16 protein-coding genes are annotated in these 26,567 nt (G+C 50.5%); all 16 read left to right on the top strand.

All coding sequences use genetic code 11. From position 1 onward, the window contains the following. Positions 1 to 57: 57 nt before the first annotated feature. A complete protein-coding gene (locus K7B67_RS14940; RefSeq protein WP_252176693.1) occupies positions 58 to 1,431 on the top strand; it encodes a C2H2-type zinc finger protein in 1,374 nt (457 codons plus the stop codon). Positions 1,432 to 1,530: 99 nt separating this feature from the next. Further along, a complete protein-coding gene (locus K7B67_RS14935) occupies positions 1,531 to 3,183 on the top strand; it encodes a hypothetical protein (protein ID WP_252176692.1) in 1,653 nt (550 codons plus the stop codon). A 99-nt stretch (positions 3,184 to 3,282) separates the two neighbouring features. After that, entirely contained in the window at positions 3,283 to 5,046 is a 1,764-nt protein-coding gene (locus K7B67_RS14930) for a C2H2-type zinc finger protein (RefSeq protein ID WP_252176691.1), read from the top strand. 74 nt (positions 5,047 to 5,120) lie between these two features. After that, positions 5,121 to 7,085, top strand: a complete 1,965-nt coding sequence (locus K7B67_RS14925; protein ID WP_252176690.1) for a hypothetical protein — start codon at positions 5,121 to 5,123, stop codon at positions 7,083 to 7,085. Between the two features lie 99 nt (positions 7,086 to 7,184). After that, a complete protein-coding gene (locus K7B67_RS14920) occupies positions 7,185 to 8,522 on the top strand; it encodes a hypothetical protein (protein WP_252176689.1) in 1,338 nt (445 codons plus the stop codon). A 100-nt stretch (positions 8,523 to 8,622) separates the two neighbouring features. Further along, positions 8,623 to 10,188, top strand: coding sequence for a hypothetical protein (locus tag K7B67_RS14915; protein WP_252176688.1), 1,566 nt, complete (start codon positions 8,623 to 8,625; stop codon positions 10,186 to 10,188). 100 nt (positions 10,189 to 10,288) lie between these two features. Next, positions 10,289 to 11,926, top strand: a complete 1,638-nt coding sequence (locus K7B67_RS14910) for a C2H2-type zinc finger protein (RefSeq protein ID WP_252176687.1) — start codon at positions 10,289 to 10,291, stop codon at positions 11,924 to 11,926. Between the two features lie 325 nt (positions 11,927 to 12,251). Further along, a complete protein-coding gene (locus K7B67_RS14905) occupies positions 12,252 to 13,475 on the top strand; it encodes an IS110 family transposase (protein ID WP_252176686.1) in 1,224 nt (407 codons plus the stop codon). 156 nt (positions 13,476 to 13,631) lie between these two features. After that, complete coding sequence (locus K7B67_RS14900; protein ID WP_252176685.1) at positions 13,632 to 15,089, top strand: C2H2-type zinc finger protein; 1,458 nt, start codon at positions 13,632 to 13,634, stop codon at positions 15,087 to 15,089. 43 nt (positions 15,090 to 15,132) lie between these two features. Beyond that, complete coding sequence (locus tag K7B67_RS14895; protein ID WP_252176684.1) at positions 15,133 to 16,560, top strand: hypothetical protein; 1,428 nt, start codon at positions 15,133 to 15,135, stop codon at positions 16,558 to 16,560. A gap of 43 nt (positions 16,561 to 16,603) precedes the next feature. Continuing rightward, positions 16,604 to 17,854, top strand: coding sequence for a hypothetical protein (locus K7B67_RS14890; RefSeq protein WP_252176683.1), 1,251 nt, complete (start codon positions 16,604 to 16,606; stop codon positions 17,852 to 17,854). Positions 17,855 to 17,897: 43 nt separating this feature from the next. Further along, positions 17,898 to 19,445: a hypothetical protein gene (locus K7B67_RS14885; protein WP_252176682.1), complete on the top strand. Its 1,548-nt coding sequence runs from the start codon at positions 17,898 to 17,900 to the stop codon at positions 19,443 to 19,445. 99 nt (positions 19,446 to 19,544) lie between these two features. Then, the gene (locus tag K7B67_RS14880) at positions 19,545 to 21,680 is read left to right on the top strand and encodes a C2H2-type zinc finger protein (protein ID WP_252176681.1); all 2,136 of its coding nucleotides are present in this window, start codon (positions 19,545 to 19,547) and stop codon (positions 21,678 to 21,680) included. 99 nt (positions 21,681 to 21,779) lie between these two features. Next, positions 21,780 to 23,336: a C2H2-type zinc finger protein gene (locus K7B67_RS14875; protein ID WP_252176680.1), complete on the top strand. Its 1,557-nt coding sequence runs from the start codon at positions 21,780 to 21,782 to the stop codon at positions 23,334 to 23,336. Between the two features lie 99 nt (positions 23,337 to 23,435). Further along, positions 23,436 to 24,755 (top strand): C2H2-type zinc finger protein, encoded by a 1,320-nt coding sequence (locus tag K7B67_RS14870; protein WP_252176679.1) that lies wholly within the window; start codon positions 23,436 to 23,438, stop codon positions 24,753 to 24,755. Between the two features lie 99 nt (positions 24,756 to 24,854). After that, positions 24,855 to 26,486 (top strand): C2H2-type zinc finger protein, encoded by a 1,632-nt coding sequence (locus K7B67_RS14865; RefSeq protein ID WP_252176678.1) that lies wholly within the window; start codon positions 24,855 to 24,857, stop codon positions 26,484 to 26,486. The last annotated feature ends 81 nt before the right edge of the window (positions 26,487 to 26,567 follow it).

Below are 26,567 nucleotides of genomic sequence, written 5' to 3'. Positions count from 1 at the left end.
CAGATTTTGACTAACCTGATTTCACAATAAACAGTTCAATGACGGGAAACCGAGGCCTTGCTATCCAAAAAACCATTGATTTTAACCTTGGTCATTGCCTTTTCTATGCATTGCCCCAATGGCCGTGCTCAAGAAAACAGGTTGCCTTTGCGCTTCGCTCTGGCTGTCGACAAGGCGCTGATCAACGCCCGGAAGTCCTTTATTGAGGTCTTATCCTTAAAAGGAGCCTGCGTTACGGGCGTTGAAACTATTCTTCTCCCTCTTTTCCCGATCCGGGATGGGCTACCAGATGAACAAGAGAGCGAAGCCATTGAATGGTGGGAGTTGCAGGTTCACAGTCGGGCAGCCTCTGATGATAGTGCCTACAGCGAAGACAGTGACAGTGACGACAGCAGCACTTCTGATGAAAGCAACGACAACCGTTCAAACGAAGATGAAGACGAAGCTGATGCCGAATCTGATGTTCGGTATGTAACCACGACACTTAATCCCTTTCGAGTAGCCAATGAAATCAGTCAGTATGTTACGACTCTGGAACTGAAAAAGATTAAGGAGGAACCCGTTTCAGACAGTAAAATACTCACTTACAGCACCGACGACCAGAGAATCAAGAGACCCAAGAAACCGAAGAAACCGAAGAAACCTAAGAGCCCCAAGATCCACCAGTGTGACCATGAGGACTGCAACTACAGCACCAACCTGGTGAGTAATCTGTACAGGCACAAACAGGCACACCTGCCTACCGACCAGAGACCCAAGTTGCACCAGTGTGACCATGAAGGCTGCAACTACAGAACCGACCTGACGAGCAGTCTGAAACAGCACAAACAGACCCACCTGCCTGCCGACCAGAGACCCAAGATGTACCGGTGTGACCATGAGGGCTGCAACTACAGAACCGACCTGGCGAGCAGTCTGAAAAAGCACAAACAGACCCACCTGCCTGCCGACCAGAGACTCAGGGTGCACCAGTGTGGCCATGAGGGCTGCGACTACAGCACCGACCTGGCGAGCAATCTGAAAAAGCACAAACAGACCCACCTGCTTGCCGACCAGAGACCCAAGATGTACCGGTGTGACCATGAGGGCTGCGACTACAGCACCGACCTGGCGGCTAATCTGAAAAGGCACAAGCAGACCCACCTGCCTGCCGACCAGAGACCCAAGATGCACCAGTGTGACCATGAGGGCTGCAAATACGGCACTGACCATAAAGGCCATTTAAAAACACACAAACAGACCCACCTGCCTGCTGACCAGAGAGCCTATCGGCACCAGTGTGACCATCAGGGCTGCAACTATAGCACCGACCAGGCGAGCGATCTGAAAAAGCACAAACAGACCCACTTGCCTGCCGACCAGAGACCCAAAAGAAAAGCCTGTGACCAGCCGCCATCTAACGCGAAAAGAAAGAAAGGCGATAAAGAATGACCCGCCTCCCAACCCAGCTCAAAAAAACCTCCGACCTCTCTCCAGATTTTGACTAACCTGACCTTCCAATAAACAGCTCAACGACTGGGAAGCTCGGCCTTGCTATCGAAAAAAACACTGATTTTGACCTTGGTCATTGCCCTTTCTATGCATTGCCCCAATGGTCGCGCTCAGGAAAACGGGTTGCCTTTGCGCTTCGCTCTGGCTGTCGGCAAGGCGCTGATCAACGCCCCGAAGCCCTTTATTGCGGTCTTATCCTTAAAAGGAGCTTACGTTACGGGCGTTGAAACTATTCTTCTCCCTCTTTTCCCGATCCGGGATGGGCTACCAGATGAACAAGAGAGCGGGGCCATTGAATGGTGGGAGTTGCAGGTTCACAGTCGGGCAGCCTCTGATGATAGTGCCTACAGCGAAGACAGTGACAGTGAAGACAACAGCACCTCTGATAAAAGCAGCGACAACCGTTCAAACGAAGACGAATCTGATGCTCGGTATGTAACCACGACACTTAATCCCTTTCGAGTAGCCAATGAAATCAGTCAGTATGATGCGACTCTGAAGCTGAAAAAGATTAAGGAGGAGCCTGTTTCAGACAGTGAAATACTCACTGAGTCAGAAGTAGACGTGACAAAAGTGGATGCTGCTAAGCACCAGTGTGACCATGAGGGCTGCGACTACAGAACCAACTACACGAGCAATCTGAAAAAGCACAAACAGATCCACCTGCCTGCCGACCAGAGACCCAAGATGCAACAGTGCGACCATGAGGGCTGCGATTACAGAACCAACTACACGAGCAATCTGAAAACGCACAAACAGATCCACCTGCCTGCCGACCAGAGACCCAAGATGCACCAGTGTGAACATGAGGGCTGCAACTACAGAACCGGCCACAAGAGCCATCTGAAAGCACACAAACAGACCCACCTGCCTGCCGACCAGAGACCCAAGAGACTTAAGGTATACAAGTGTGATCATGAGGGCTGCAACTATAGCACCTACCATATGGGCAATCTGAAAAAACACAAACAGATCCACCTGCCCGCCGACCAGAGACCCAAGATGCACCAGTGTGACCATGCCGACTGTAACCACCGCACCGACCGCGCGGACAAGCTGAAAATACACAAACAGACTCACCTGCTTGCCGACCAAAGACCTAATAGACCTGAGATATCCAAGGTGCACCAGTGTGACCATGAGGGTTGCAGCTACAGTACCCGATATCCGGGCAATTTGAAAAAACACAAACAGACCCACTTGCCCGCCGACCAGAAAGTCAAGGCGTACCAGTGTGACTATGCTGGCTGCAACCACAGTACCTACCGTGCGAGCAATCTGAAAAATCACAAACAAACTCACCTGCCCGCTGACCAGAGATCCAAGGTGCACCAGTGTGACTATGCAAGCTGCAACTACAGCACCGACTTCACGAGCCATCTGAAAAGGCACAAACAGACCCACCTGCCTGCCCACCAGAGACTCAGGGTGTACCAGTGTGACCACGAGGGCTGCAAATACGGCACTGGCTATAAATGCTATTTAAAAAAACACAAACAGACCCACCTGCCTGCCGACCAGAGACCCAAGGTGCACCAGTGTGACCATGAGGGCTGCAAATACGGCACTGACCATAAAGGCCATTTAAAAAAACACAAACAGACCCACCTGCCTGCCGACCAGAGACCCAAAAGAAAAGCCTGTGACCAGCCGCCATCTAACGCGAAAAGAAAGAAAGGCGATAAAGAATGACCCGTCTCCCAACCCAGCTCAAAAAAACCTCCGACCTCTCTCCAGATTTTGACTAACCTGACATTCCAATAAACAGTTCAACGACTGGGAAGCCGGGCCTTGATATCCAAAAAACCACTGATTTTGACCTTGGTCATTGCCTTTTCTGTTCATTGCTCTAATGGTCGCGCTCAAGAAAACAGGTTGCCTTTGTGCTTCGCTCTGGCTGCCGGCAAGGCGCTGATTAACGCCCCGAGGCCCTTTATTGAGGTCTTATCCATAAAAGGATTCTACGTTATGGGCGTTGAAACTATTCTTTTCCCCCTTTTCCCGATCCGGGATGGGCTACCAGATGAACAAGAGAGCGAGGCCATTGAATGGTGGGAGTTGCAGGTTCACAGTCGGGCAGCCTCTGATGATAGTGCCTACAGCGAAGACAGTGACAGTGAAGACAGCAGCACCTCTGATAAAAGTAGCGACGACCGTTCAAACGAAGATGAAGACGAAGCTAATGCCGAATCTGATGTTTGGTATGAAACCACAACACTAAATCCCTTTCGAGTAGCCAATGAAACCAGTCAGTATTGTACGACTCTGGAGCTGAAAAAGATTAAGGAGGAACCCATTTCAGACAGTGAAATACTGACTGATTCAGAGGTAAATATGACAAAAGTAAACGCTGCTAAGCACCAGTGTGACCATGAGGGCTGCGACTACAGAGCCAACTACACGAGCAATCTGAAAAAGCACAAACAGATCCACCTGCCTGCCGACCAGAGACCCAAGATGCACCAGTGCGACCATGAGGGCTGCGACTACAGAACCAACTACACGAGCAATCTGAAAAAGCACAAATGGATCCACCTGCCTGCCGACCAGAGACCCAAGATGCACCAGTGTGACCATGAGGGCTGCAACTACAGAACTGGTAACAAGAGCCACCTGAAAGGACACAAACAGACCCACCTGCCTGTCGACCATAGACCCAAGAGGCTCAAGATATACAAGTGTGACCACGAGGGTTGCAACTATAGCACCCACCATATGGGCAATCTGAAAAAACACAAACAGATCCACCTGCCCGCCGACCAGAGACCCAAGATGCACCAGTGTGACCATGCCGGCTGTAACCACCGCTCCGACTGCGCGAACAGTCTGAAAAAACACAAACAGACTCACTTGCCCGCCGACCAGAGAGTCAAGATGTACCAGTGTGACTATGCTGGCTGCAACCACAGCACCTATCGTGCGAGCAATCTGAAAAAGCACAAACAAAATCACCTGCCCGCTGACCAGAGATCCAAGGTGCACCAGTGTGACTATGCAAGCTGCAACTACAGCACCGACTTCACGAGCCATCTGAAAAGGCACAAACAGACCCACCTGTCTGGTGACCAGAGACCTAAAAAAGCCAAGGTGCACCAGTGTGACCACAAGGGCTGCGACTACAGTAGCGACCGAGCTGCCAATCTGAAAACACACAAACAGACCCACCTGCCTGCCGACCAGAGATCCAAGCGGCACCAGTGTGACCATCAGGGCTGCAACTACAGCACTGACCTGACGGGCGATCTGAAAAGGCACAAACAGACCCACTTGCCTGCCGACCAGAGACCCAAGATCCACCAGTGTGACCATGAGGGCTGCAACTACAGAACCCACCAGGTGGGCAGTCTGAAAAAGCACAAACAGACCCACCTGCCTGCCGACCAGAGATCCAAGCGGCACCAGTGTGACCATCAGGGCTGCAACTACAGCACTGACCTGACGGGCGATCTGAAAAGGCACAAACAGACCCACCTGCCTGCTGACCAGAGACCCAAAAGGAAAGCCTATGACCAGCTGCCACCTAACAAGAAAAGAAAGAAGGGTGATAAAGGATAAAACCTCCGGCCTCCCTCCAGATTTTGACTAACCTGACTTGTCAATAAACAGTTCAATGACTGGGAAGCCGTGCCTTGCTATCCAAAAAACCATTGATTTTGACCTTGGTCATTGCCTTTTCTGTGTATTGCTCCAATGGTCGCGCTCAAGAAAACAGGTTGCCTTTGCGCTTCGCTCTGGCTGTCGGCAAGGCGCTGTTCAACGCTCCGAAGCCCTTTATTGAGGTCTTATCCACAAAAGAAGTCTACGTTACGGGCGTCGAAACTATTCTTCTCCCTCTTTTCCCGGTCCGGGATGGGCTACCAGATGAAGAAGAAAGCGAGGCCATTGAATGGTGGGAGTTGAAGGTTCACAGTCGGGCAGCCTCTGATAATAGTGCCTACAGCGAAGACAGTGACAGTGAAGACAGCGGCACCTCTGATAAAAGCAGCGACAACCCTTCAAACGAATACGAAGACGAAGACGAAGCCAATGCCGAATCTGATGTTCAGTATGAAACCACAACAATTAATCCTTTTCGGGTATCCTATGAAATCAGTGAGTATTGTGCGGCTCCGGCACTGAAAGAGATTAAGCAGGAGCCCGTTTCAGGCAGTGAAATAGCCATTGACGGCACCTCTGATGAAAGCATCGACAACCGTTCAAACAAAGACGAATCTGATGTTTGGTATGAAACCACAACATTTAATCCCTTTCGAGTATCCAATGAAATCAGTCAGTACGGTGCGACTTTGGAACCGAAAAAGATTAAAGAAGAGCCCGTTTCAGGCAGTGAAGTACTCACTTCCAGCAGCGACGGGCAGAGAATCAAGAGACTCAAGATCCACCAGTGTGATCATCAGGACTGCAACTACAGCACCAACCTGGTGAGTAATCTGTACAGACACAAAGAGATCCACCTGCCCGCCGACCAGAGACCCAAGGAGCACCAGTGTGACCATGAAGGCTGCAACTACAGAACCTGCTATTCGTCCCATCTGAAAACACACAAACAGACCCACCTGCCTACCGACCAGAGACCCAAGGTGCACCAGTGTGACCATGAGGGCTGCAACTACAGAACCGACCTGGCGAGCAGTCTGAAAAAGCACAAACAGACCCACCTGCCTGCCGACCAGAGACCCAAGATGTACCGGTGTGACCATGAGGGCTGCGACCACAGCACCTACCTGGCGAGCAATCTGAAAAAGCACAAACAGACCCACCTGCCTGCCGACCAGAGACCTAAGAGACCTAAGAGACCTAAGAGACCTAAGAACCACCAGTGTGAGCATGAGGGCTGTGACTACAGCACGAACTGGGCGGAGAATCTGAAAGCGCACAAACGGACCCACCTGTCTGCCGACCAGAGACTCAGGATGCACCAGTGTGACTATGCGGGCTGCAACTATAGCAGCGACCGGGCGGAACATCTGAAAATGCACAAATGGATCCACCTGCCTGCCGACCAGAGACTCAGGGTGCACCAGTGTGACTATGCGGGCTGCAACTACAGCACCGACCTGGCGAGCAATCTGAAAAAGCACAAACAGACTCACCTGCCCGCCGACCAGAGACCCAAGGTGCACCAGTGTGACCATGAGGGCTGCGACTACAGCACCGACCTGGCGAGCAATCTGAAAAAGCACAAACAGACTCACCTGCCCGCCGACCAGAGACCCAAGGTGCACCAGTGTGACCATGAGGGCTGCGACTACAGCACCGACCTGGCGCCTAATCTGCAAAGGCACAAGCAGACCCACCTGCCTGCCGACCAGAGAACCAAGAAACCCAAGATCCACAAGTGTGAGCATGAGGGCTGTGACTACAGCACGAACCGGGCAGTGAATCTGAAAATGCATAAACAGATCCACCTGCCTGGCGACCAGAGACTCAGGGGGCACCAGTGTGACCATGAGGGCTGCGACTACAGCACCGACCTGACGGCTAATTTGAAAAGGCACCAGCAGACCCACCTGTCTGCCGACCAGAGACCCAAAAGGAAAGCTTATGACCAGGCGCTGTCTAACGCAAAAAGAAAGAAAGGTGATAAAGAATGACCCGCCTCCCAACCCACCTCAAAGAAACCTCCGACCCCCCTCCAGATTTTGACTAACCTGATTTCACAATAAACAGTTCAATGACTGGGAAGCTCGGCCTTGCTATCGAAAAAGACACTGATTTTGACCTTGGTCATTGCCCTTTCTATGCATTGCCCCAATGGTCGCGCTCAGGAAAACAGGTTGCATTTGCGCTCCGCTCTGGCTGTCGGCAAGGCGTTGATCAGCGCCCGGAAGTCCTTTATTGAGGTCTTATCCTTAAAAGGATTTTACGTTACGGGTATTGAAGAAGAGAGTGAGGCCATTGAATGGTGGGAGTTGAAGGTTCACAGTCGGGCAGCCTCTGATAATAGTGCCTACAGCGAAGACAGTGACAGTGAAGCCAACAGCACCTCTGATAAAAGCAGCGACAACCGTTCAAACGAAGATGAAGATGAATATGAAGATGAAGATGAAGATGAAGATGAAGCTAATGCCGAATCTGATGTTCGGTATGAAACCACAACACTGAATCCTTTTCGGGTATCCAATGAAACCAGTCAGTATTGTACGACTCTGGAGCTGAAAAACATTAAGCAGGAGCCCATTTCAGACAGTGAAATAATGACTGATTCAGAGGTAGACGTGACAAAAGTGGACGCTGCCAAGCGCCAGTGTGACCATGAGGGCTGTAACTACAGAACCGCCCACATAACCACTCTGAAAAGGCACAAACAGACTCACTTACCTGCCGACCAGAGACTCAGGGCGCACCAGTGTGACCATGAGGGCTGCAATTACAGCACCGACCACAAGGGCAATCTGAAGGTGCACAAACAGATCCACCTGCCTGCCGACCAGAGACCCAAGGAGCAACAGTGCGACCATGAGGGCTGCAACTACAGCTCCCGATATCCGAACAATCTGAGAAAACACAAACAGACCCACTTACCTCCCGAACATAGAGTTAGGATGTACCGGTGTGATCATGAGGGCTGCGACTTCAACACCGACTGGGTGAGATATCTGAAAAGCCACAAACAGGCCCACTCGCCTGCCGACCAGATACTCAGGGCGCACCAGTGTGACCATGAGGGCTGCGACTACAGAACTGGTCACAAGGGCCATCTGAAAGGACACAAACAGACCCACCTGCCTGCCGACCAGAGACCCAAGAAACCCAAGAAACCCAAGATCCACCAGTGTGACCATGAGGACTGCAACTACAGCACCGACCAGATGGGTAATCTGAACAGACACAAACAGACCCACCTGCCTGCCGACCAGAGGCTCAAGCGGCACCAGTGTGACCATCAGGGCTGCAATTACAGCACCGACCAGACGAACGATCTGAAAAGGCACCAACAGAAGCACTTGCCTGCCGACCAGAAACTTAAAAGAAAAGCCTACGACCAGCCGCCATCTAACGCGAAAAGAAAGAAGGGTGATAAAAAATGACCTGCCTCCCAACCCACCTCAAAAAAAACCTCCGACCTCTCTCCAGATTTTGACTAACCTGACTTCCCAATAAACAGTTCAATGACTGGGAAGCCGGGCCTTGCTATCCAAAAAACCATTGATTTTGACCTTGTTCATTACCTTTTCTGTGCATTGCTCCAATGGTCACGCTCAGGAAAACAGGTTGCCTTTGCGCTTCGCTCTGGCTGTCGGCAAGGTGCTGATCAACGCCCGGAAGTCCTTTATTGAGGTCTTATCCATAAAAGGAGTTTACGTTACGGGTATTGAAGAAGAGAGCGAGGCCATTGAATGGTGGGAGTTGAAGGCTCACAGCCGGGCAGCCTCTGACAGTGGTTCTGAAAGTGGTTCTGACAGTGAAAACAGCAGCACCTCTGATGAAAGCAACGACAACCGTTCAAACGAAGACGAATCCGATGTTCAGTATGAAACCACAACACTGAATCCTTTTCGGGTATCCAATGAAACCAGTCAGTATTGTACGACTCTGGAGCTGAAAAACATTAAGCAGGAGCCCGTTTCAGACAGTGAAATAGCCACCAACGGCACCTCTGATAAAAGCATCGACAATCGTTCAAACGAAGACGAATACGATGTTCAGTATGAAACCACAACACTGAATCCTTTTCGGGTAGCCAATGAAATCAGTCAGTATGGTGCGACTCTGGAACTGAAAAAGATTAAGGAGGAGCTCGTTTCAGACAGTGAAATACTCACTGATTCAGAGGTAGAGGTGACAAAATTGGACGCTGTTAAGCACCAGTGTGACCATGAGGGCTGCAACTACAGAACCGCCCACAGAACCACTCTGAAAAGGCACAAACAGAAGCACTTGCCTGCCGACCAGAGACTCAGGGCGCACCAGTGTGACCATGAGGGCTGCAATTACAGCACCGACCACAGGGGCAATCTCAAGGCGCACAAACAGACCCACCTGCGTGCCAAACAGAGACCCAATAAACCCAAGGTGCAACAGTGCGACCATGAGGGCTGCAAGTTCAGCACCAGCCACAGTGGCAATCTGAAGGCGCACAAACAGACCCACCTGCCTGTCGACCAGAGACTCAAGGTGCAACAGTGCGACCATGAGGGCTGCAACTACAGATCCCGACATCCGAGCAATCTGCAAAAACACAAACAGACCCATTTACCTGCCGACCAGAGAGTCAAGCTGTACCGGTGTGATCATGAGGGCTGCGACTTCAACACCGACTGGGCGAGCGATCTGAAAAAGCACAAACAGATCCACTTGCCTGCCGACCAGAGAGTCAAGGTGCACCAATGTGATCATGAGGGCTGTGACTACAACACCGACTGGGCGAGCGTTCTGAAAAAGCACAAACAGACCCACCTGCCTGCCGACCAGAGACCCAAGACACTCAAGGTGCACCGGTGCGACCATGAGGGCTGCAACTACAGTACCGACCAGTTGGGTAATCTGAAAAGACACAAACAGACCCACCTGCCTGCCGACCAGAGACTCAAGCGGCACCAGTGTGACCATCAGGGCTGCAACTACAGTACCGACCAGCCGAACGATCTGAAAAGGCACAAACAGAAGCACTTGCCTGCCCACCAGAGACTTAAAAGAAAAGCCTATGACCAGCCGCCATCTAACGCGAAAAGAAAGAAAGGCGATAAAGAATGACCCTGCCTCCCAACCCACCTCAAAGAAAACTCCGACACCTCTCCAGATTTTGACTAACCTGATTTTCCAATAAACAGTTCAATGACTGGGAAGCCGGGCCTTGCTATCCAAAAAACCATTGATTTTGACCTTGGTCATTGCCTTTTCTGTGCATTGCTCCAATGGCCGCGCTCAAGAAAACAGGTTGCCTTTGCGCTTCGCTCTGGCTGTCGGCAAGGCGCTGATCAACAGCCCGACACCCTTTATTGAGGTCTTATCCATAAAAGAAGGCTACGTGACGGGCATTGAAGAAGAGAGTGAGGCCATTGAATGGTGGGAGTTGCAGGTTCACAGTCGGGCAACCTCTGACAGTGCTTCTGACAGTGGTTCTGACAGTGAAGACAGCAGCATCTCTGATGAAAGCAACGACAACCGTTCAAACGAAGACGAATCTGATGTTCAGTATGAAACCACAACACTGAATCCTTTTCGGGTATCCAATGAAATCAGTCTGTATGGTGCGACTCTGGCACTGAAAAAGATTAAGGAGGAGCCTGTTTCAGAAAGTGAAATAATGACTGATTCAGAGGTAGACGTGAGAAAAGTGGACACTGCTAAGCACCAGTGTGACCATGAGGGCTGCAACTACAGCTCCCGACATCTGAGCAATCTGAAAAAACACAAACAGACCCATTTACCTGCCGACCAGAGAGTCAAGGTGTACCGGTGTGATCATGAGGGCTGCGACTACAACACCGACTGGGCGAGCGATCTGAAAAAGCACAAACAGACCCACTTGCCTGCCGACCAGAGAGTCAAGGTGTACCAATGTGATCATGAGGGCTGCGACTACCGCACCGACCGAGCTAGCAATCTGAAAAAGCACAAACAGACCCACCTGCCTGCCGACCAGAGACCTAAAAGAGCCAAGGTGCACCAGTGTGACCATGAGGGCTGCGACTTCAGTACGAACCGGGCGGAGAATCTGAAAGGGCATAAACAGACCCACCTGCCTGCCGACCAGAGACCCAAAAGACCCAAGAGATCCAAGAGACCCAAGAGACCTAAGATCCACCAGTGTGACCATGAGGGCTGTGACTATATCACGGACCGGGCGGGGAATCTGAAAGGGCATAAACAGATCCACCTGCCTACCGACCAGAGGCTCAGGGTTTACAAGTGTGATGATGAGGGCTGCGACTTTAACACCGACCGGGCGAGTGTTCTGAAAACGCACAAACAGACCCACCTGCCCGCCGACCAGAGACCCAGAAAACCCAAGGTGCATCAGTGTGACCATGAGGGCTGCAACTACAACACCAGCAACACGAGCCATCTGAAAAGGCACAAACAAACCCACTTGCCTGCCGACCAGAGAGTCAGGGTGTACCAGTGTGGTCATGAGGGCTGCAACTACAGCTCCAATCTGGCGGGTAATATCAAAAAGCACAAACAGAGGCACTTGCCTGTCGACCAGAGACCCAAGTTGCACCAGTGTGACCATGAGGGCTGCAACTTCAGAACCGACTACAGGAGCAGTCTGAAAATACACAAACAGATCCACCTGCCTGCCGACCAGAGACCCAAGAAAACAAAGGTACACGAGTGTGACTTTGAGGGCTGCAACTATAGCACCGATCGGACAAGCAGTCTGAAAAGTCACAAACAGACCCACCTGCCTGCCGACCAGAGACCCAAAAGAAAAGCCTATGACCAGCCGCCATCTAACGCGAAAAGAAAGAAAGGCGATAAAGAATGACCCTGCCTCCCAACCCATCTCAAATGTTCATGACCTTATTTTCGGTCACCCCGCACAATGAAAATGATGCTCTGCCAAAATAGATCTGAGGCAGAACCTGACAGTGGTCGAATTCTTTGTAGGGCTCCAGACCCTGAACTCAAATTGACCTGGACTGAATCGTCCGCACCCTCGCTTATCTCATGGTTCAGAGCTGGCACCACAGGTTCCATCTCTGGAACATTGAATGCACGGCAAACAGCCCTTTTCTCCAAGTGAGACTATGGCGTTTCGATTCATTCCGTCAGGCTCTGCTGTCCTTCCATGAACAGTTGGAGCATAGACAATGGAAACCATTGTGAAAAACTGCGCAGGCATTGATGTCCATAAAATGATGGTCATGGTCACTGTGCGCAAAGAAGTCCCGAATGAAGAGGTACAGGTTATTACCCGTGAGTTCCCGACCTTCCGGAAAGATCGGGAATTGATGTGCCAATTTCTCCAGCAACATCAGGTTGATCTGGTTGTGATGGAAAGCACGGGCATCTATTGGAAAAGTATTTACGCATCAATCATTACTCGCGGTCTGAACCCATGGGTGGTGAATGCCCGGCATGTTAAAAACGTACCGGGACGTAAAACCGATACGCTGGATAGCCAGTGGCTTGCCCACCTTGCACATTGCGGCCTGATTCGTCCCAGCTTTGTGCCTAACCCTGAACAGGAGCAACTACGTTTATTGACCCGACACCGTGACAAGTTGGTCAAGCTCATAGCGAGAGAAAAGAACCGGTTGCACAAGACGCTGGACGACAGTGGTATCCGGCTCGGGGGGTTAATCAGCGACATAAATGGCAAATCGGGTCAGCGTATGGTCAATGCGCTTATTGATGGTGAATCACTTCGAGACATTGTCAATAAAGCAGACTATCGGGTGAAAGCAGACAAAAAACAATTGATGGCCAGCATGGATGAACAGCTATCTCCCTCTCACCTTATTGTTCTGAAAAGCATCAGAGGTCACATCAACTTCCTCAGCGAACAGCAGAGAGAGCTTGAAATTCAAATTCTGAACGGTATTCAACCATGGAAAGAGGCTTGGCAGCTACTGCAAACCTTGCCCGGCGTAAGCGAAATGAGCGCAGCCACTCTGATTGCAGAAATAGGCGATGACATGGAGCAGTTTGGCGGCATGAAAGAAATCGCATCCTGGGCTGGACTCTGCCCAGGTAACAACGAGAGTGCAGGCAAACGCAAAAGCGGTCGCATACGGAAAGGTAATAAAATGATCAAGACGATTTTGTGTGAAGTAGCAAACGCAGCCATCAAAACGAAATGTCAGTTTAAGGGTAAGTACCAGAGTCTGGTGATTCGCAAAGGACACAAACGAAGTCTGATTGCCATTGCACATAAGCTGATTCGTGTGATTTACACCTTACTGAAGAAGCGGAAGCCTTATATTGATCCTGACACTGATTACGAGGGTTTGATGGTCAGGAAGAACGCACCACGCTGGTTAAACAAACTGGGGGAATACGGATACTTGACTCTGACCCTACAGACGGTCTGAGTCTATTAATGAGACATTCGTACCTTGTTCTGTGCAAGGCGGGCTACCTGCGTCCTGAATTCGGGCATTTTCACGGCAAAGAAAACTCTGACCCCTCTCCAGATTTTGACTAACCTGATTTTTCAATAAACAGTTCAATGACTGGGAAGCCGGGCCTTGCTATCCAAAAAACCATTGATTTTGACCTTGGTCATTGCCTTTTCTGTGCATTGCTCCAATGGTCGCGCTCAGGAAAACAGGTTGCCTTTGCGCTTCGCTCTGGCTGTCGGCAAGGCGCTGATCAACAGCCCGACACCCTTTATTGAGGCCTCATCCATAAAAGAAGGCTACGTGACGGGCATTGAAGAAGAGAGTGAGGCCATTGAATGGTGGGAGTTGCAGGTTCACAGTCGGACAACCTCTGACAGTGCTTCTGACAGTGCTTCTGACAGTGGTTCTGACAGTGGTTCTGACAGTGAAGACAGCAGCATCTCTGATGAAAGCAACGACAACTGTTCAAACGAAGACGAATCTGATGTTCAGTATGAAACCACAACACTTAATCCTTTTCGGGTATCCAATGAAATCAGTCAGTATGGTGCGACTCTGGCACTGAAAAAGATTAAGGAGGAGCCTGTTTCAGAAAGTGAAATAATGACTGATTCAGAGGTAGACGTGAGAAAAGTGGACGCTGCTAAGCACCAGTGTGACCATGAGGGCTGCAACTACAAGTCCAAGCGGTCGATAGATCTGAAAAGGCACAAACAAAAACACTTGCCTGCCGACCAGAGACCCAAGAAACCCAAGATCCACCAGTGTGAGCATGAGGGCTGCGACTACAACACCGACCAGGCGTGCAATCTGAAAAGGCACAAACAGACCCACCTGCCTGCCGACCAGAGACCTAAAAGAGCCAAGGTGCACCAGTGTGACCATGAGGGCTGCAACCACAGCTCCCGACATCCGAGCAATCTGAAAAAACACAAACAGACCCATTTACCTGCCGACCAGAGAGTCAAGGTGTACCAGTGTGATCATGAGGGCTGCGACTACAACACCGACTGGACGAGCGATCTGAAAAAGCACAAACAGACCCACTTGCCTGCCGACCAGAGAGTCAAGATGTACCAATGTGATCATGAGGGCTGCGACTACCGCACCGACCGAGCTAGCAATCTGAAAACGCACAAACAGACCCACCTGCCTGCCGACCAGAGACCCAAGATGTACCGGTGTGACCATGAGGGCTGCAACCACAGCACCGACCTGGCGAGCAATCTGAAAAAGCACAAACAGACTCACCTGCCCGCCGACCAGAGACCCAAGGTGCACCAGTGTGACCATGAGGGCTGCGACTACAGCACCGACCTGGCGCCTAATCTGCAAAGGCACAAGCAGACCCACCTGCCTGCCGACCAGAGAATCAGGGTGTACCAGTGTGGTCATGAGGGCTGCAACTACAGCTCCAATCTGACGGGTAATATCAAAAAGCACAAACGGATCCACCTGCCTGCCGACCAGAGACCCAAAAGAAAAGCCTGTGACCAGCCGCCATCTAACGCGAAAAGAAAGAAAGGGGATAGTCTTCCAACCTACCTCAAAGAAACCTCCGACCTCCCTCCAGATTTTGACTAACCTGATTTTCCAATAAACAGTTCAATGACTGGGAAGCCGGGCCTTGCTATCCAAAAAACTATTGATTTTGACCTTGGTCATTGCCTTTTCTGTGCATTGCCCCAATGGCCGCGCTCAGGAAAACAGGTTGCCTTTGCGCTTCGCTCAGGCTGTCAGCAAGGCGCTGCGGGGTGGGCTACCAGATGAACAAGAGAGCGAGGCCATTGAATGGTGGGAGTTGAAGGTTCACAGCCGGGCAGCCTCTGATGATAGTGCCTACAGCGAAGACAGTGACAGTGAAGCCAACAGCACCTCTGATAAAAGCAGCGACAACCGTTCAAACGAAGATGAAGGTGAAGCTAATGCCGAATCTGATGTTCGGTATGTAACCACAACACTTAATCCTTTTCGGGTATCCAATGAAATCAGTCAGTATGGTGCGACTCTGGAACTGAAAAAGATTAAGGAAGAGCCGGTTTCAGACAGTGAAATACCCACTGATTCAGAGGTAGACGTGACAAAAGTGGACGCTGCTAAGCACCAGTGTGACCATGATGGCTGCGACTTCAGGACCAAGCGGTCGGCTGATCTGAAAAGGCACAAACAGACCCACCTGCCTGCCGACCAGAGACCCAAGAGACGCAAGAGACCCAAGATCCACCAGTGTGACCATGAGGGCTGTGACTATATCACGGACCGGGCAGGGAATCTGAAAGGGCATAAACAGACCCACCTGCCTACCGACCAGAGGCTCAGGGTTTACAAGTGTAATGATGAGGGCTGCGACTTTAACACCGACTGGGCGAGTGTTCTGAAAAAGCACAAACAGACCCACCTGCCTGCCGACCAGAGACCCAGAAAACCCAAGGTGCATCAGTGTGACCATGAGGGCTGCAACTACAACACCAGCAACATGAGCCATCTGAAAAGGCACAAACAAACCCACCTGCCTGCCGACCAGAGAATCAGGGTGTACCAGTGTGGTCATGAGGGCTGCAACTACAGCTCCAATCTGGCGGGTAATATCAAAAAGCATAAACAGGTCCACCTGCCTGCCGACCAGAGACCCAAGCGGCACCCGTGTGACCATCAGGGCTGCAACTACAGCACCGACCACGCGAACGATCTGAGAAGGCACAAACAGAGGCACTTGCCTGTCGACCAGAGACCCAGGTTGCACCAGTGTGATCATGAGGGCTGCAACTTCAGGACCGACTACAGGACCAGTCTGAAAATACACAAACAGATCCACCTGCCTGCCGACCAGAGACCCAAGAAAACAAAGGTACACGAGTGTGACTTTGAGGGCTGCAACTATAGCACCGATCGGACAAGCAGTCTGAAAAGGCACAAACAGATCCACCTGCTTGCCAACCAGAGACCCAAAAGAAAAGCCTGTGACCAGCCGCCATCTAACGCGAAAAGAAAGAAAGGGGATAGTCTTCCAACCTGCCTCAAAAAAGCCTCCGACCTCCCTCCAGATTTTGACTAACCTGATTTTCAAATAAACAGTTCAATGACTGGGAAGCCGAGCCTTGCTATCCAAAAAAACATTGATTTTGACCTTGTTCATTGCCTTTTCTGTGCACTGCTCCAATGGTTGCGCTCAGGAAAACAGGTTGCCTTTGCGCTTCGCTCAGGCTGTCAGCAAGGCGCTGATCAACGCCCCGAAGCCCTTTATTGGGGTCTTATCCATAAAAAGAGTCTTCGTGACGGGCATTGAAGAAGAGAGTGAGGCCATTGAATGGTGGGAGTTGCAGGTTCACAGTCGGGCAGCTTCTGATGATAGTGCCTACAGCGAAGACAGTGACAGTGAAGACAGCAGCACCTCTGATGAAAGCAGCGACAAACGTTCAAACGAAAATGAAGATGAAGCCAATGCCGAATCTGATGTTCAGCATGTAACCACGACATTTAATCCTTTTCGGGTACCCAATGAAATCAGTCAGTATTGTGCGACCCTGGCACTGAAAAAGATTAAGGAGGAACCTGTTTCAGACAGTGAAATACTCACTGGTTCAGAGGTAGACGTGACAAAAGTGGACGCTGCTAAGCACCAGTGTGACCATAAGAGCTGCAACTACAGCGCCGACCTGATGAGTAATCTGAACAGACACAAACAGATCCACCTGTCCGCCGACCAGAGACCCAAGTTGCATCAGTGTGACCATGAGGGCTGCAATTACAACACCTACTATTCGAGCGATCTGAAAAGGCACAAACAGACCCACCTGCCTGCCGACCAGAGACTCAAGGTGCATTGGTGTGACAGTGACGGCTGCAATTACAGCAGCGACCGGGTGAGCAGTCTGAAAAAGCACAAACAGACGCACCTGCCTGCCGACCAGAGACTCAGGAAACCCAAAGTGCACCATTGCGATCATGGGGGCTGCAATTACAAAACCGACCAGAAGAGCAATCTGAAAAAGCACAAACAGAGGCACCTGCCTGCCGACCAGAGACCTAAGATGCACCAGTGTGCTCATAAGGGGTGCAACTACCGCAGCAACCGGGCGGACCATCTGAAAAAACACAAATGGATCCACCTGCCTGCCGACCAGAGAGCCAAGAAAACAAAGGTACACAAGTGTGACTTTGAGGGCTGCAACTATAGCACCGATCGGACAAGCAGTCTGAAAAGGCACAAACAGACCCACCTGCCTGCCGACCAGAGACCCAAAAGAAAAGCCTGTGACCAGCCGCCATCTAACGCGAAAAGAAAGAAAGGGGATAGTCTTCCAACCTGCCTCAAAAAAGCCTCCGACCTCCCTCCAGATTTTGACTAACCTGATTTTCCAATAAACAGTTCAATGACTGGGAAGCCGGGCCTTGCTATCCAAAAAACTATTGATTTTGACCTTGGTCATTGCCTTTTCTGTGCATTGCCCCAATGGCCGCGCTCAGGAAAACAGGTTGCCTTTGCGCTTCGCTTTGGCTGTCAGCAAGGCACTGATCAACGCCCCAAAGCCCTTTATTGAGGTCTTATCCATAAAAGGAATCTACGTTACGGGCGTTGAAACTATTCTTCTCCCTCTTTTCCCGTTCCGGGATGGGCTACCAGATGAACAAGAGAGCGAGGCCATTGAATCGTGGGAGTTGAAGGTTCACAGTCGGGCAGCTTCTGATGATAGTGCCTACAGCGAAGACAGTGACAGTGAAGCCAACAGCACCTCTGATAAAAGCAGCGACAACCGTTCAAACGAAGATGAAGATGAAGGTGAAGCTAATGCCGAATCTGATGTTCGGTATGAAACCACAACAGTTAATCCCTTTCGGGTAGCCAATGAAACCAGTCAGTATTGTACGACTCTGGTACTGAAAAAGATTAAGCAGGAGCTCGTTTCAGACAGTGAAATAGCCACTAACGGCACGTCTGATGAAAGCATCGACAACCGTTCAGACGAAGATGAATCTGATGCTCGGTATGTAACCACGACACTTAATCCTTTTCGGGTATCCGATGAAATCAGTCAGTATGGTGCAATTCTGGAACTGAGAAAGATTAAGGAAGAGCCTGTTTCAGGCAGTGAAATACTCACTGGTTCAGAGGAAGAAGTGACAAAAGTGGACGCTCCTAGGCACCAGTGTGACCATGAGGGCTGCGACTACAAAACCAAGTGGTCGGGAGATCTGAAAAGGCACAAACAGATCCACCTGCCTGCCGACCAGAGACCTAAGGTGTACCACTGTGACTATGAGGGCTGTGACTACAGCGTCGAACAAGTGTACAGACTGAAAAGACACAAACAGACCCACTTGCCTGCCGACCAGAGACCCAACAGATCCAAAATCCACCAGTGTGACCATGAGGACTGCAACTATAGCACCGATCAGGCGTGTAATATGAAAAGACACAAGCAGACCCACCTGCCTGCCGACCAGAGACCTAAAAGAGCCAAGGTGCACCAGTGTGACCATGAGGGCTGCGACTTCAGCACGAACCGGGCGGAGAATCTGAAAGGGCATAAACAGACCCACCTGCCTGCCGACCAGAGACCCAAAGTGCACCAGTGTGACCATGAGGGCTGCGACTACAGCACCGGCCACCTGGGCAATCTGAAAATGCACAAACAAACTCATCTGCCTGCCGACCAGAGACTCAAGATCCACCAGTGTGACCATGAGGGCTGCAACTACAGCACCGACCATCTGGGCAACCTGAAAACGCACAAAAACAGCCACCTTCCTGCCCACCAGAGACCTCAAAGTGCCAAGGTGCACCAGTGTAACCATGAGGGCTGCAACTACAGAACCGGCGACAGGGCCAGTCTGAGAAGGCACAAACAGAAGCACTTGCCTGCCGACCAGAGACTTAAAAGAAAAGCCTGTGACCAGCCGCCATCTAACGCGAAAAGAAAGAAAGGCGATAAAGAATGACCCGCCTCCCAACCCACCTCAAAAAAACCTCCGACCTCCCTCCAGATTTTGACTAACCTGATTTTCCAATAAACAGTTCAATGACTGGGAAGCCGGGCCTTGCTATCCAAAAAACTATTGATTTTGACCTTGGTCATTGCCTTTTCTGTGCATTGCCCCAATGACCGCGCTCAGGAAAACAGGTTGCCTTTGCGCTTCGCTCAGGCTGTCGGCAAGGCACTGATCAACGCCCCGAAGTCCTTTATTGAGGTCTTATCCATAAAAAGAGTCTACGTTACGGGCGTTGAAACTATTCTTCTCCCTCTTTTCCCGCTCCGGGATGGGCTACCAGATGAACAAGAGACCGAGGCCATTGAATGGTGGGAGTTGAAGGTTCACAGCCGGGCAGCCTCTGATGATAGTGCCTACAGCGAAGACAGTGACAGTGAAGGCAGCAGCACCTCCGATGGAAGCAGCGACAACCGTTCAAACGAAGATGAAGGTGAAGCTAATGCCGAATCTGATGTTCGGTATGAAACCACAACAATTAATCCTTTTCGGGTAGCCAATGAAACCAGTCAGTATTGTACGACTCTGGAGCTAAAAAGCATTAAGCAGGAGCTCGCTTCAGACAGTGAAATAGCCACTAACGGCACGTCTGATGAAAGCATCGACAACCGTTCAGACGAAGATGAATCTGATGCTCGGTATGTAACCACGACACTTAATCCTTTTCGGGTATCCGATGAAATCAGTCAGTATGGTGCGACTCTGGAACTGAAAAAAGTTAAGGAGGAGCCCGTTTCAGACAGTAAAATAGCCACTAACAGCACCTCTGATAAAAGCATCGACAACCGTTCAAAGGAAGACGAATCTGATGTTCATTATGAAATCACAACACTTAATCCTTTTCGAGTATCCAATGAAATCAGTCAGTATGGTGCAATTCTGGAACTGAGAAAGATTAAGGAAGAGCCTGTTTCAGACAGTGAAATACTCACTGGTTCAGAGGAAGAAGTGACAAAAGTGGACGCTCCTAGGCACCAGTGTGACCATGAGGGCTGCGACTACAAAACCAAGTGGTCGGGAGATCTGAAAAGGCACAAACAGATCCACCTGCCTGCCGACCAGAGACCTAAGGTGTACCACTGTGACTATGAGGGCTGTGACTTCAGCGTCGAACAAGTGTACAGACTGAAAAGGCACAAACAGACCCACTTTCCTGCCGACCAGAGACCCAACGGACCCAAAATCCACCAGTGTGACCATGAGGACTGCAACTATAGCACCGATCAGGCGAGTAATATGAAAAGACACAAACAGACTCACCTGCCTGCCGACCAGAGACCCAAAGTGCACCAGTGTGACCATGAGGGCTGCGACTACAACACCGACTGGGCGAACGTTCTGAAAAAGCACAAACAAACTCATCTGCCTGCCGACCAGAGACTCAAGATCCACCAGTGTGACCATGAGGGCTGCAACTACAGCACCGACCATCTGGGCAACCTGAAAAAGCACAAAATCAGCCACCTTCCTGCCCACCAGAGAGCTCAAAGTGCCAAGGTGCACCAATGTGACCATGATGGCTGCAACTACAGCACCGGCGACAGGGCCTGTCTGAGAAGGCACAAACAGATTCACCTGCCTGCTGACCAGAGACTCAAGGTGCATCAGTGTGACCATGAGGGCTGCAACTACAGCACCGACCGGATGAGCAACCTGAAAGTGCACAAATGGACTCACCTGCCTGCTGACCAGAGAATCCAGAGAATCAGGCTGCACCCGTGTGACCATGAGGGCTGCAACTACAGCTCGGACCGGGCGTGCAATCTGAAAAAGCACAAACAGACCCATCTGCCTGCCAACCATAGAGTCAAGGTGTACCGGTGTGATCATGAGGGCTGCGACTACATCACCGACTGGGTGAACGATCTGAAAATGCATAAACAAACCCATCTGCCCACCGACCAAAGACCCAAGAGACCCAAGACCCACCAGTGTGACCATGAGGACTGCAACTACAGCACCGACCAGGCGAGTAATCTGAACAGACACAAACAGACCCACCTGCCTGCCGACCAGAGACCGGGGGGATACCAGTGTGACCATGAGGACTGCGACTACAGCACCAACCAGGCGGGCAATCTGAAAAGGCACAAACAGAATCACTTGCCTGCCGACCAGAGACTTAAAAGAAAAGCCTATGACCAGCTGCCATCTAACGTGAAAAGAAAGAAGGGTGATAAAGAATGACCCGCCTCCCAACCCAGCTCAAAGAAACCTCCGACCTCTCTCCAGATTTTGACTAACCTGATTTTTCAATAAACAGTTCAATGACTGGGAAGCAGGGCCTTGCTATCCAAAAAACCATTGATTTTAACCTTGGTCATTGCCTTTTCTGTGCATTGCCCCAATGGCCGCGCTCAGGAAAACAGGTTGCCTTTGCGCTTCGCTCAGGCTGTCGGCAAGGCACTGATCAACGCCCCGAAGTCCTTTATTGAGGTCTTATCCATAAAAAGAGTCTACGTTACGGGCGTTGAAACTATTCTTCTCCCTCTTTTCCCGGTCCGGGATGGGCTACCAGATGAACAAGAGAGCGAGGCCATTGAATCGTGGGAGTTGAAGGTTCACAGTCGGGCAGTTTCTGATGATAGTGCCTACAGCGAAGACAGTGACAGTGAAGCCAACAGCACCTCTGATAAAAGCAGCGACAACCGTTCAAACGAAGATGAAGATGAAGATGAAGATGAAGATGAAGATGAAGCTAATGCCGAATCTGATGTTCGGTATGAAACCACAACAGTTAATCCCTTTCGGGTAGCCAATGAAACCAGTCAGTATTGTACGACTCTGGTACTGAAAAAGATTAAGCAGGAGCTCGTTTCAGACAGTGAAATAGCCACTAACGGCACGTCTGATGAAAGCATCGACAACCGTTCAGACGAAGATGAATCTGATGCTCGGTATGTAACCACGACACTTAATCCTTTTCGGGTATCCGATGAAATCAGTCAGTATGGTGCAATTCTGGAACTGAGAAAGATTAAGGAAGAGCCTGTTTCAGACAGTGAAATACTCACTGGTTCAGAGGAAGAAGTGACAAAAGTGGACGCTGCTAAGCACCAGTGTGACCATGAGGGCTGCGACTACAAAACCAAGTGGTTGGGAGATCTGAAAAGGCACAAACAGACCCACCTGCCTGCCGACCAGAGAGCCAAGGTGCACCAGTGTGACCATGAGGGCTGTGGCTACAGCACCGACCAAAAGCGCAATCTGAAAATGCACAAACAGACTCACCTACCTGCCGACCAGAGAGCCAAGGTGCACAAGTGTGATGTTGAGGGCTGCGACTTCAACACCGACTGGGCGAACGTTCTGAAAAAGCACAAACGGACTCATCTGCCTGCCGACCAGAGACTCAAGGTGTACCAGTGTGACCATGATGGCTGCAACTACAGCACCGACCATCTGGGCAACCTGAAAACGCACAAAAAGACCCACCTTCCTGCCCACCAGAGACCTCAAAGTGCCAAGGTGCACCAGTGTGACCATGAGGGCTGCAACTACAGAACCAACCATGCGAGCAGTCTGAAAAAACACAAACAGACCCACCTGCCTGCCGACCAAAGACCCAAGATGTACCGGTGTGACCATGAGGGCTGTTACTACAACACTGATCTGGCGCCTAATCTGAAAAGGCACCGGCAGATCCACCTGCTTGGTGACCAGAAATCCAAGAGACCCAAAATGCACCAGTGTGACCATGAGGACTGCGACTACAGCACCAATCAGGCGGGCAATCTGAAAAGGCACAAACAGAAGCACTTGCATGCCGACCAGAGACTTAAAAGAAAAGCCTATGACCAGCTGCCATCTAACGCGAAAAGAAAGAAGGGTGATAAAGAATGACCCGCCTCCCAACCCACCTCAAAAAAACCTCCGACCTCCCTCCAGATTTTGACTAACCTGATTTTCAAATAAACAGTTCAATGACTGGGAAGCAGGGCCTTGCTATCCAAAAAACCATTGATTTTAACCTTGGTCATTGCCTTTTCTGTGCATTTCCCAAATGGTCGCGCTCAGGAAAACAGGTTGCCTTTGCGCTTCGCTCTGGCTGTCGGCAAGGCACTGATCAACGCCCCGAAGTCCTTTATTGAGGTCTTATCCATAAAAAGAGTCTACGTTACGGGCGTTGAAACTATTCTTCTCCCTCTTTTCCCGCTCCGGGATGGGCTACCAGATGAACAAGAGAGCGAGGCTATTGAATCGTGGGAGTTGAAGGTTCACAGCCGGGCAGCCTCTGATGATAGTGCCTACAGCGAAGACAGTGACAGTGAAGCCAACAGCACCTCTGATAAAAGCAGCGACAACCGTTCAAACGAAGATGAAGATGAAGATGAAGATGAAGATGAAGCTAATGCCGAATCTGATGTTCGGTATGAAACCACAACAGTTAATCCCTTTCGGGTAGCCAATGAAACCAGTCAGTATTGTACGACTCTGGTACTGAAAAAGATTAAGCAGGAGTTCGCTTCAGACAATGAAATAGCCACTAACGGCACCTCTGATGAAAGCATCGACAACCGTTCAGACGAAGATGAATCTGATGCTCGGTATGTAACCACGACACCTAATCCCTTTCGAGTATCCAATGAAATCAGTGAGTATGATGCGACCCTGGAACTGAAAAAGATTAAGGAGGAACCTGTTTCAGACAGTGAAATAGCCACTAACGGCAGCTCTGATGAAAGCATCGACAACCGTTCAAATGAAGACGAATCTGATCTTCGGTATGTAACCACGACACTTAATCCCTTTCGAGTATCTAATGAAATCAGTCAGTATGGTGCGACTTTGGAACTGAAAAAGATTAAGGAGGTGCCCGTTTCAGACAGTAAAATACTCACTGAGTCAGAGGTAGACGTAACAAAAGTGGACGCTGTTAAGCACCGGTGTGACCATGAGGGCTGCGACTACAGAACCAACCAGGCAAGTAATCTGAACAGACACAAACAGATCCACCTGCCTGCCGACCAGAGACCTAAAAGAGCCAAGGTGCACCGGTGTGACCATGAAGGCTGTGACTACAGGGGCGAGTGGCCGGAGGATCTGAAAAGGCACAAACAGATCCACCTGCCTGCCGACCAGAGACCCAAGAAATCCAAGATCCACCTGTGTGACCATGAGGGCTGCGACTACAGCACCGACCTGACGAGCAATCTGAAACAGCACAAACAGACCCACCTGCCTGCCGACCAGAGAGCCAAAAGGAAAGCGTCTGACCAGCCGACGTCTAACAAGAAAAGAAAGAAGGGTGATAAAGAATGACCTGCCTCCCAACCCAGCTCAAAGAAACCTCCGACCTCTCTCCAGATTTTGACTAACCTGATTTTTCAATAAACAGTTCAATGACTGGGAAGCAGGGCCTTGCTATCCAAAAAACCATTGATTTTAACCTTGGTCATTGCCTTTTCTGTGCATTGCTCCAATGGTCGCGCTCAGGAAAACAGGTTGCCTTTGCGCTTCGCTCAGGCTGTCGGCAAGGCACTGATCAACGCCCCGAAGTCCTTTATTGAGGTCTTATCCATAAAAAGAGTCTACGTTACGGGCGTTGAAACTATTCTTCTCCCTCTTTTCCCGCTCCGGGATGGGCTACCAGATGAACAAGAGAGCGAGGCTATTGAATCGTGGGAGTTGAAGGTTCACAGCCGGGCAGCTTCTGATGATAGTGCCTACAGCGAAGACAGTGACAGTGAAGACAGCAGCACCTCTGATGAAAGCAACGACAACCGTTCAAACGAAGATGAAGATGAAGGTGAAGCTAATGCCGAATCTGATGTTCGGTATGAAACCACAACAGTTAATCCCTTTCGGGTAGCCAATGAAGCCAGTCAGTATTGTACGACTCTGGTACTGAAAAAGATTAAGCAGGAGCTCGTTTCAGACAGTGAAATAGCCACTAACGGCACCTCTGATGAAAGCATCGACAACCGTTCAGACGAAGATGAATCTGATGCTCGGTATGTAACCACGACACTTAATCCTTTTCGGGTATCCGATGAAATCAGTCAGTATGGTGCAATTCTGGAACTGAGAAAGATTAAGGAAGAGCCTGTTTCAGACAGTGAAATACTCACTGGTTCAGAGGAAGAAGTGACAAAAGTGGATGCTGCTAAGCACCAGTGTGACCATGAGGGCTGCGACTACAAAACCAAGTGGTCGGGAGATCTGAAAAGGCACAAACAGACCCACCTGCCTGACGACCAGAGAGCCAAGGTGCACCAGTGTGACCATGAGGGCTGCGGCTACAGCACCGACCACAAGCGCAATCTGAAAAGGCACAAACAGACCCACCTGCCTGCCGACCATAGAGTCAAGGTGTACCGGTGTGATCATGAGGGCTGCGACTACAACACCGACTGGGCGAACGTTCTGAAAAAGCACAAACAAACTCATCTGCCTGCCGACCAGAGACTCAAGATCCACCAGTGTGACCATGAGGGCTGCAACTACAGCACCGACCATCTGGGCAACCTGAAAAAGCACAAAAGAAGCCACCTTCCTGCCCACCAGAGAGCTCAAAGTGCCAAGGTGTACCAATGTAACCATGATGGCTGCAACTACAGCACCGGCGACAGGACCAGTCTGAGAAGGCACAAACAGATTCACCTGCCTGCTGACCAGAGACTCAAGGTGCATCAGTGCGACCATGAGGGCTGCAACTACAGCACCGACCGGATGAGCAACCTGAAAGTGCACAAATGGACTCACCTGCCTGCTGACCAGAGAATCAGGCTGCACCAGTGTGACCATGAGGGCTGCAACTACAGCTCGGACCGGGCGTGCAATCTGAAAAAGCACAAACAGACCCATCTGCCTGCCAACCATAGAGTTAAGGTGTACCGGTGTGATCATGAGGGCTGCGACTACAGCACCAAACAGGCGGGCAATCTGAAAAGGCACAAACAGAAGCACTTGCCTGCCGACCAGAGACTTAAAAGAAAAGCCTGTGACCAGCCGCCATCTAACGCGAAAAGAAAGAAAGGCGATAAAGAATGACCCGCTTCTCAACCCACCTCAAAAAAACCTCAGACCTTCCTCCAGATTTTGACTAACCTGATTTCCAATAAACAGTTCAAT

Origin of the sequence: Endozoicomonas sp. 4G (genome assembly GCF_023822025.1) — a bacterium.
Lineage (GTDB): Bacteria > Pseudomonadota > Gammaproteobacteria > Pseudomonadales > Endozoicomonadaceae > Endozoicomonas_A.
This window is presented reverse-complemented; position numbering and strand designations above follow the sequence as displayed.

Coding starts and splice junctions, on each gene's coding strand:
- K7B67_RS14905 (WP_252176686.1), top strand. CDS start 12,252: ATGGAAACCATTGTGAAAAACTGCGCAGGCATTGATGTCCATAAAATG.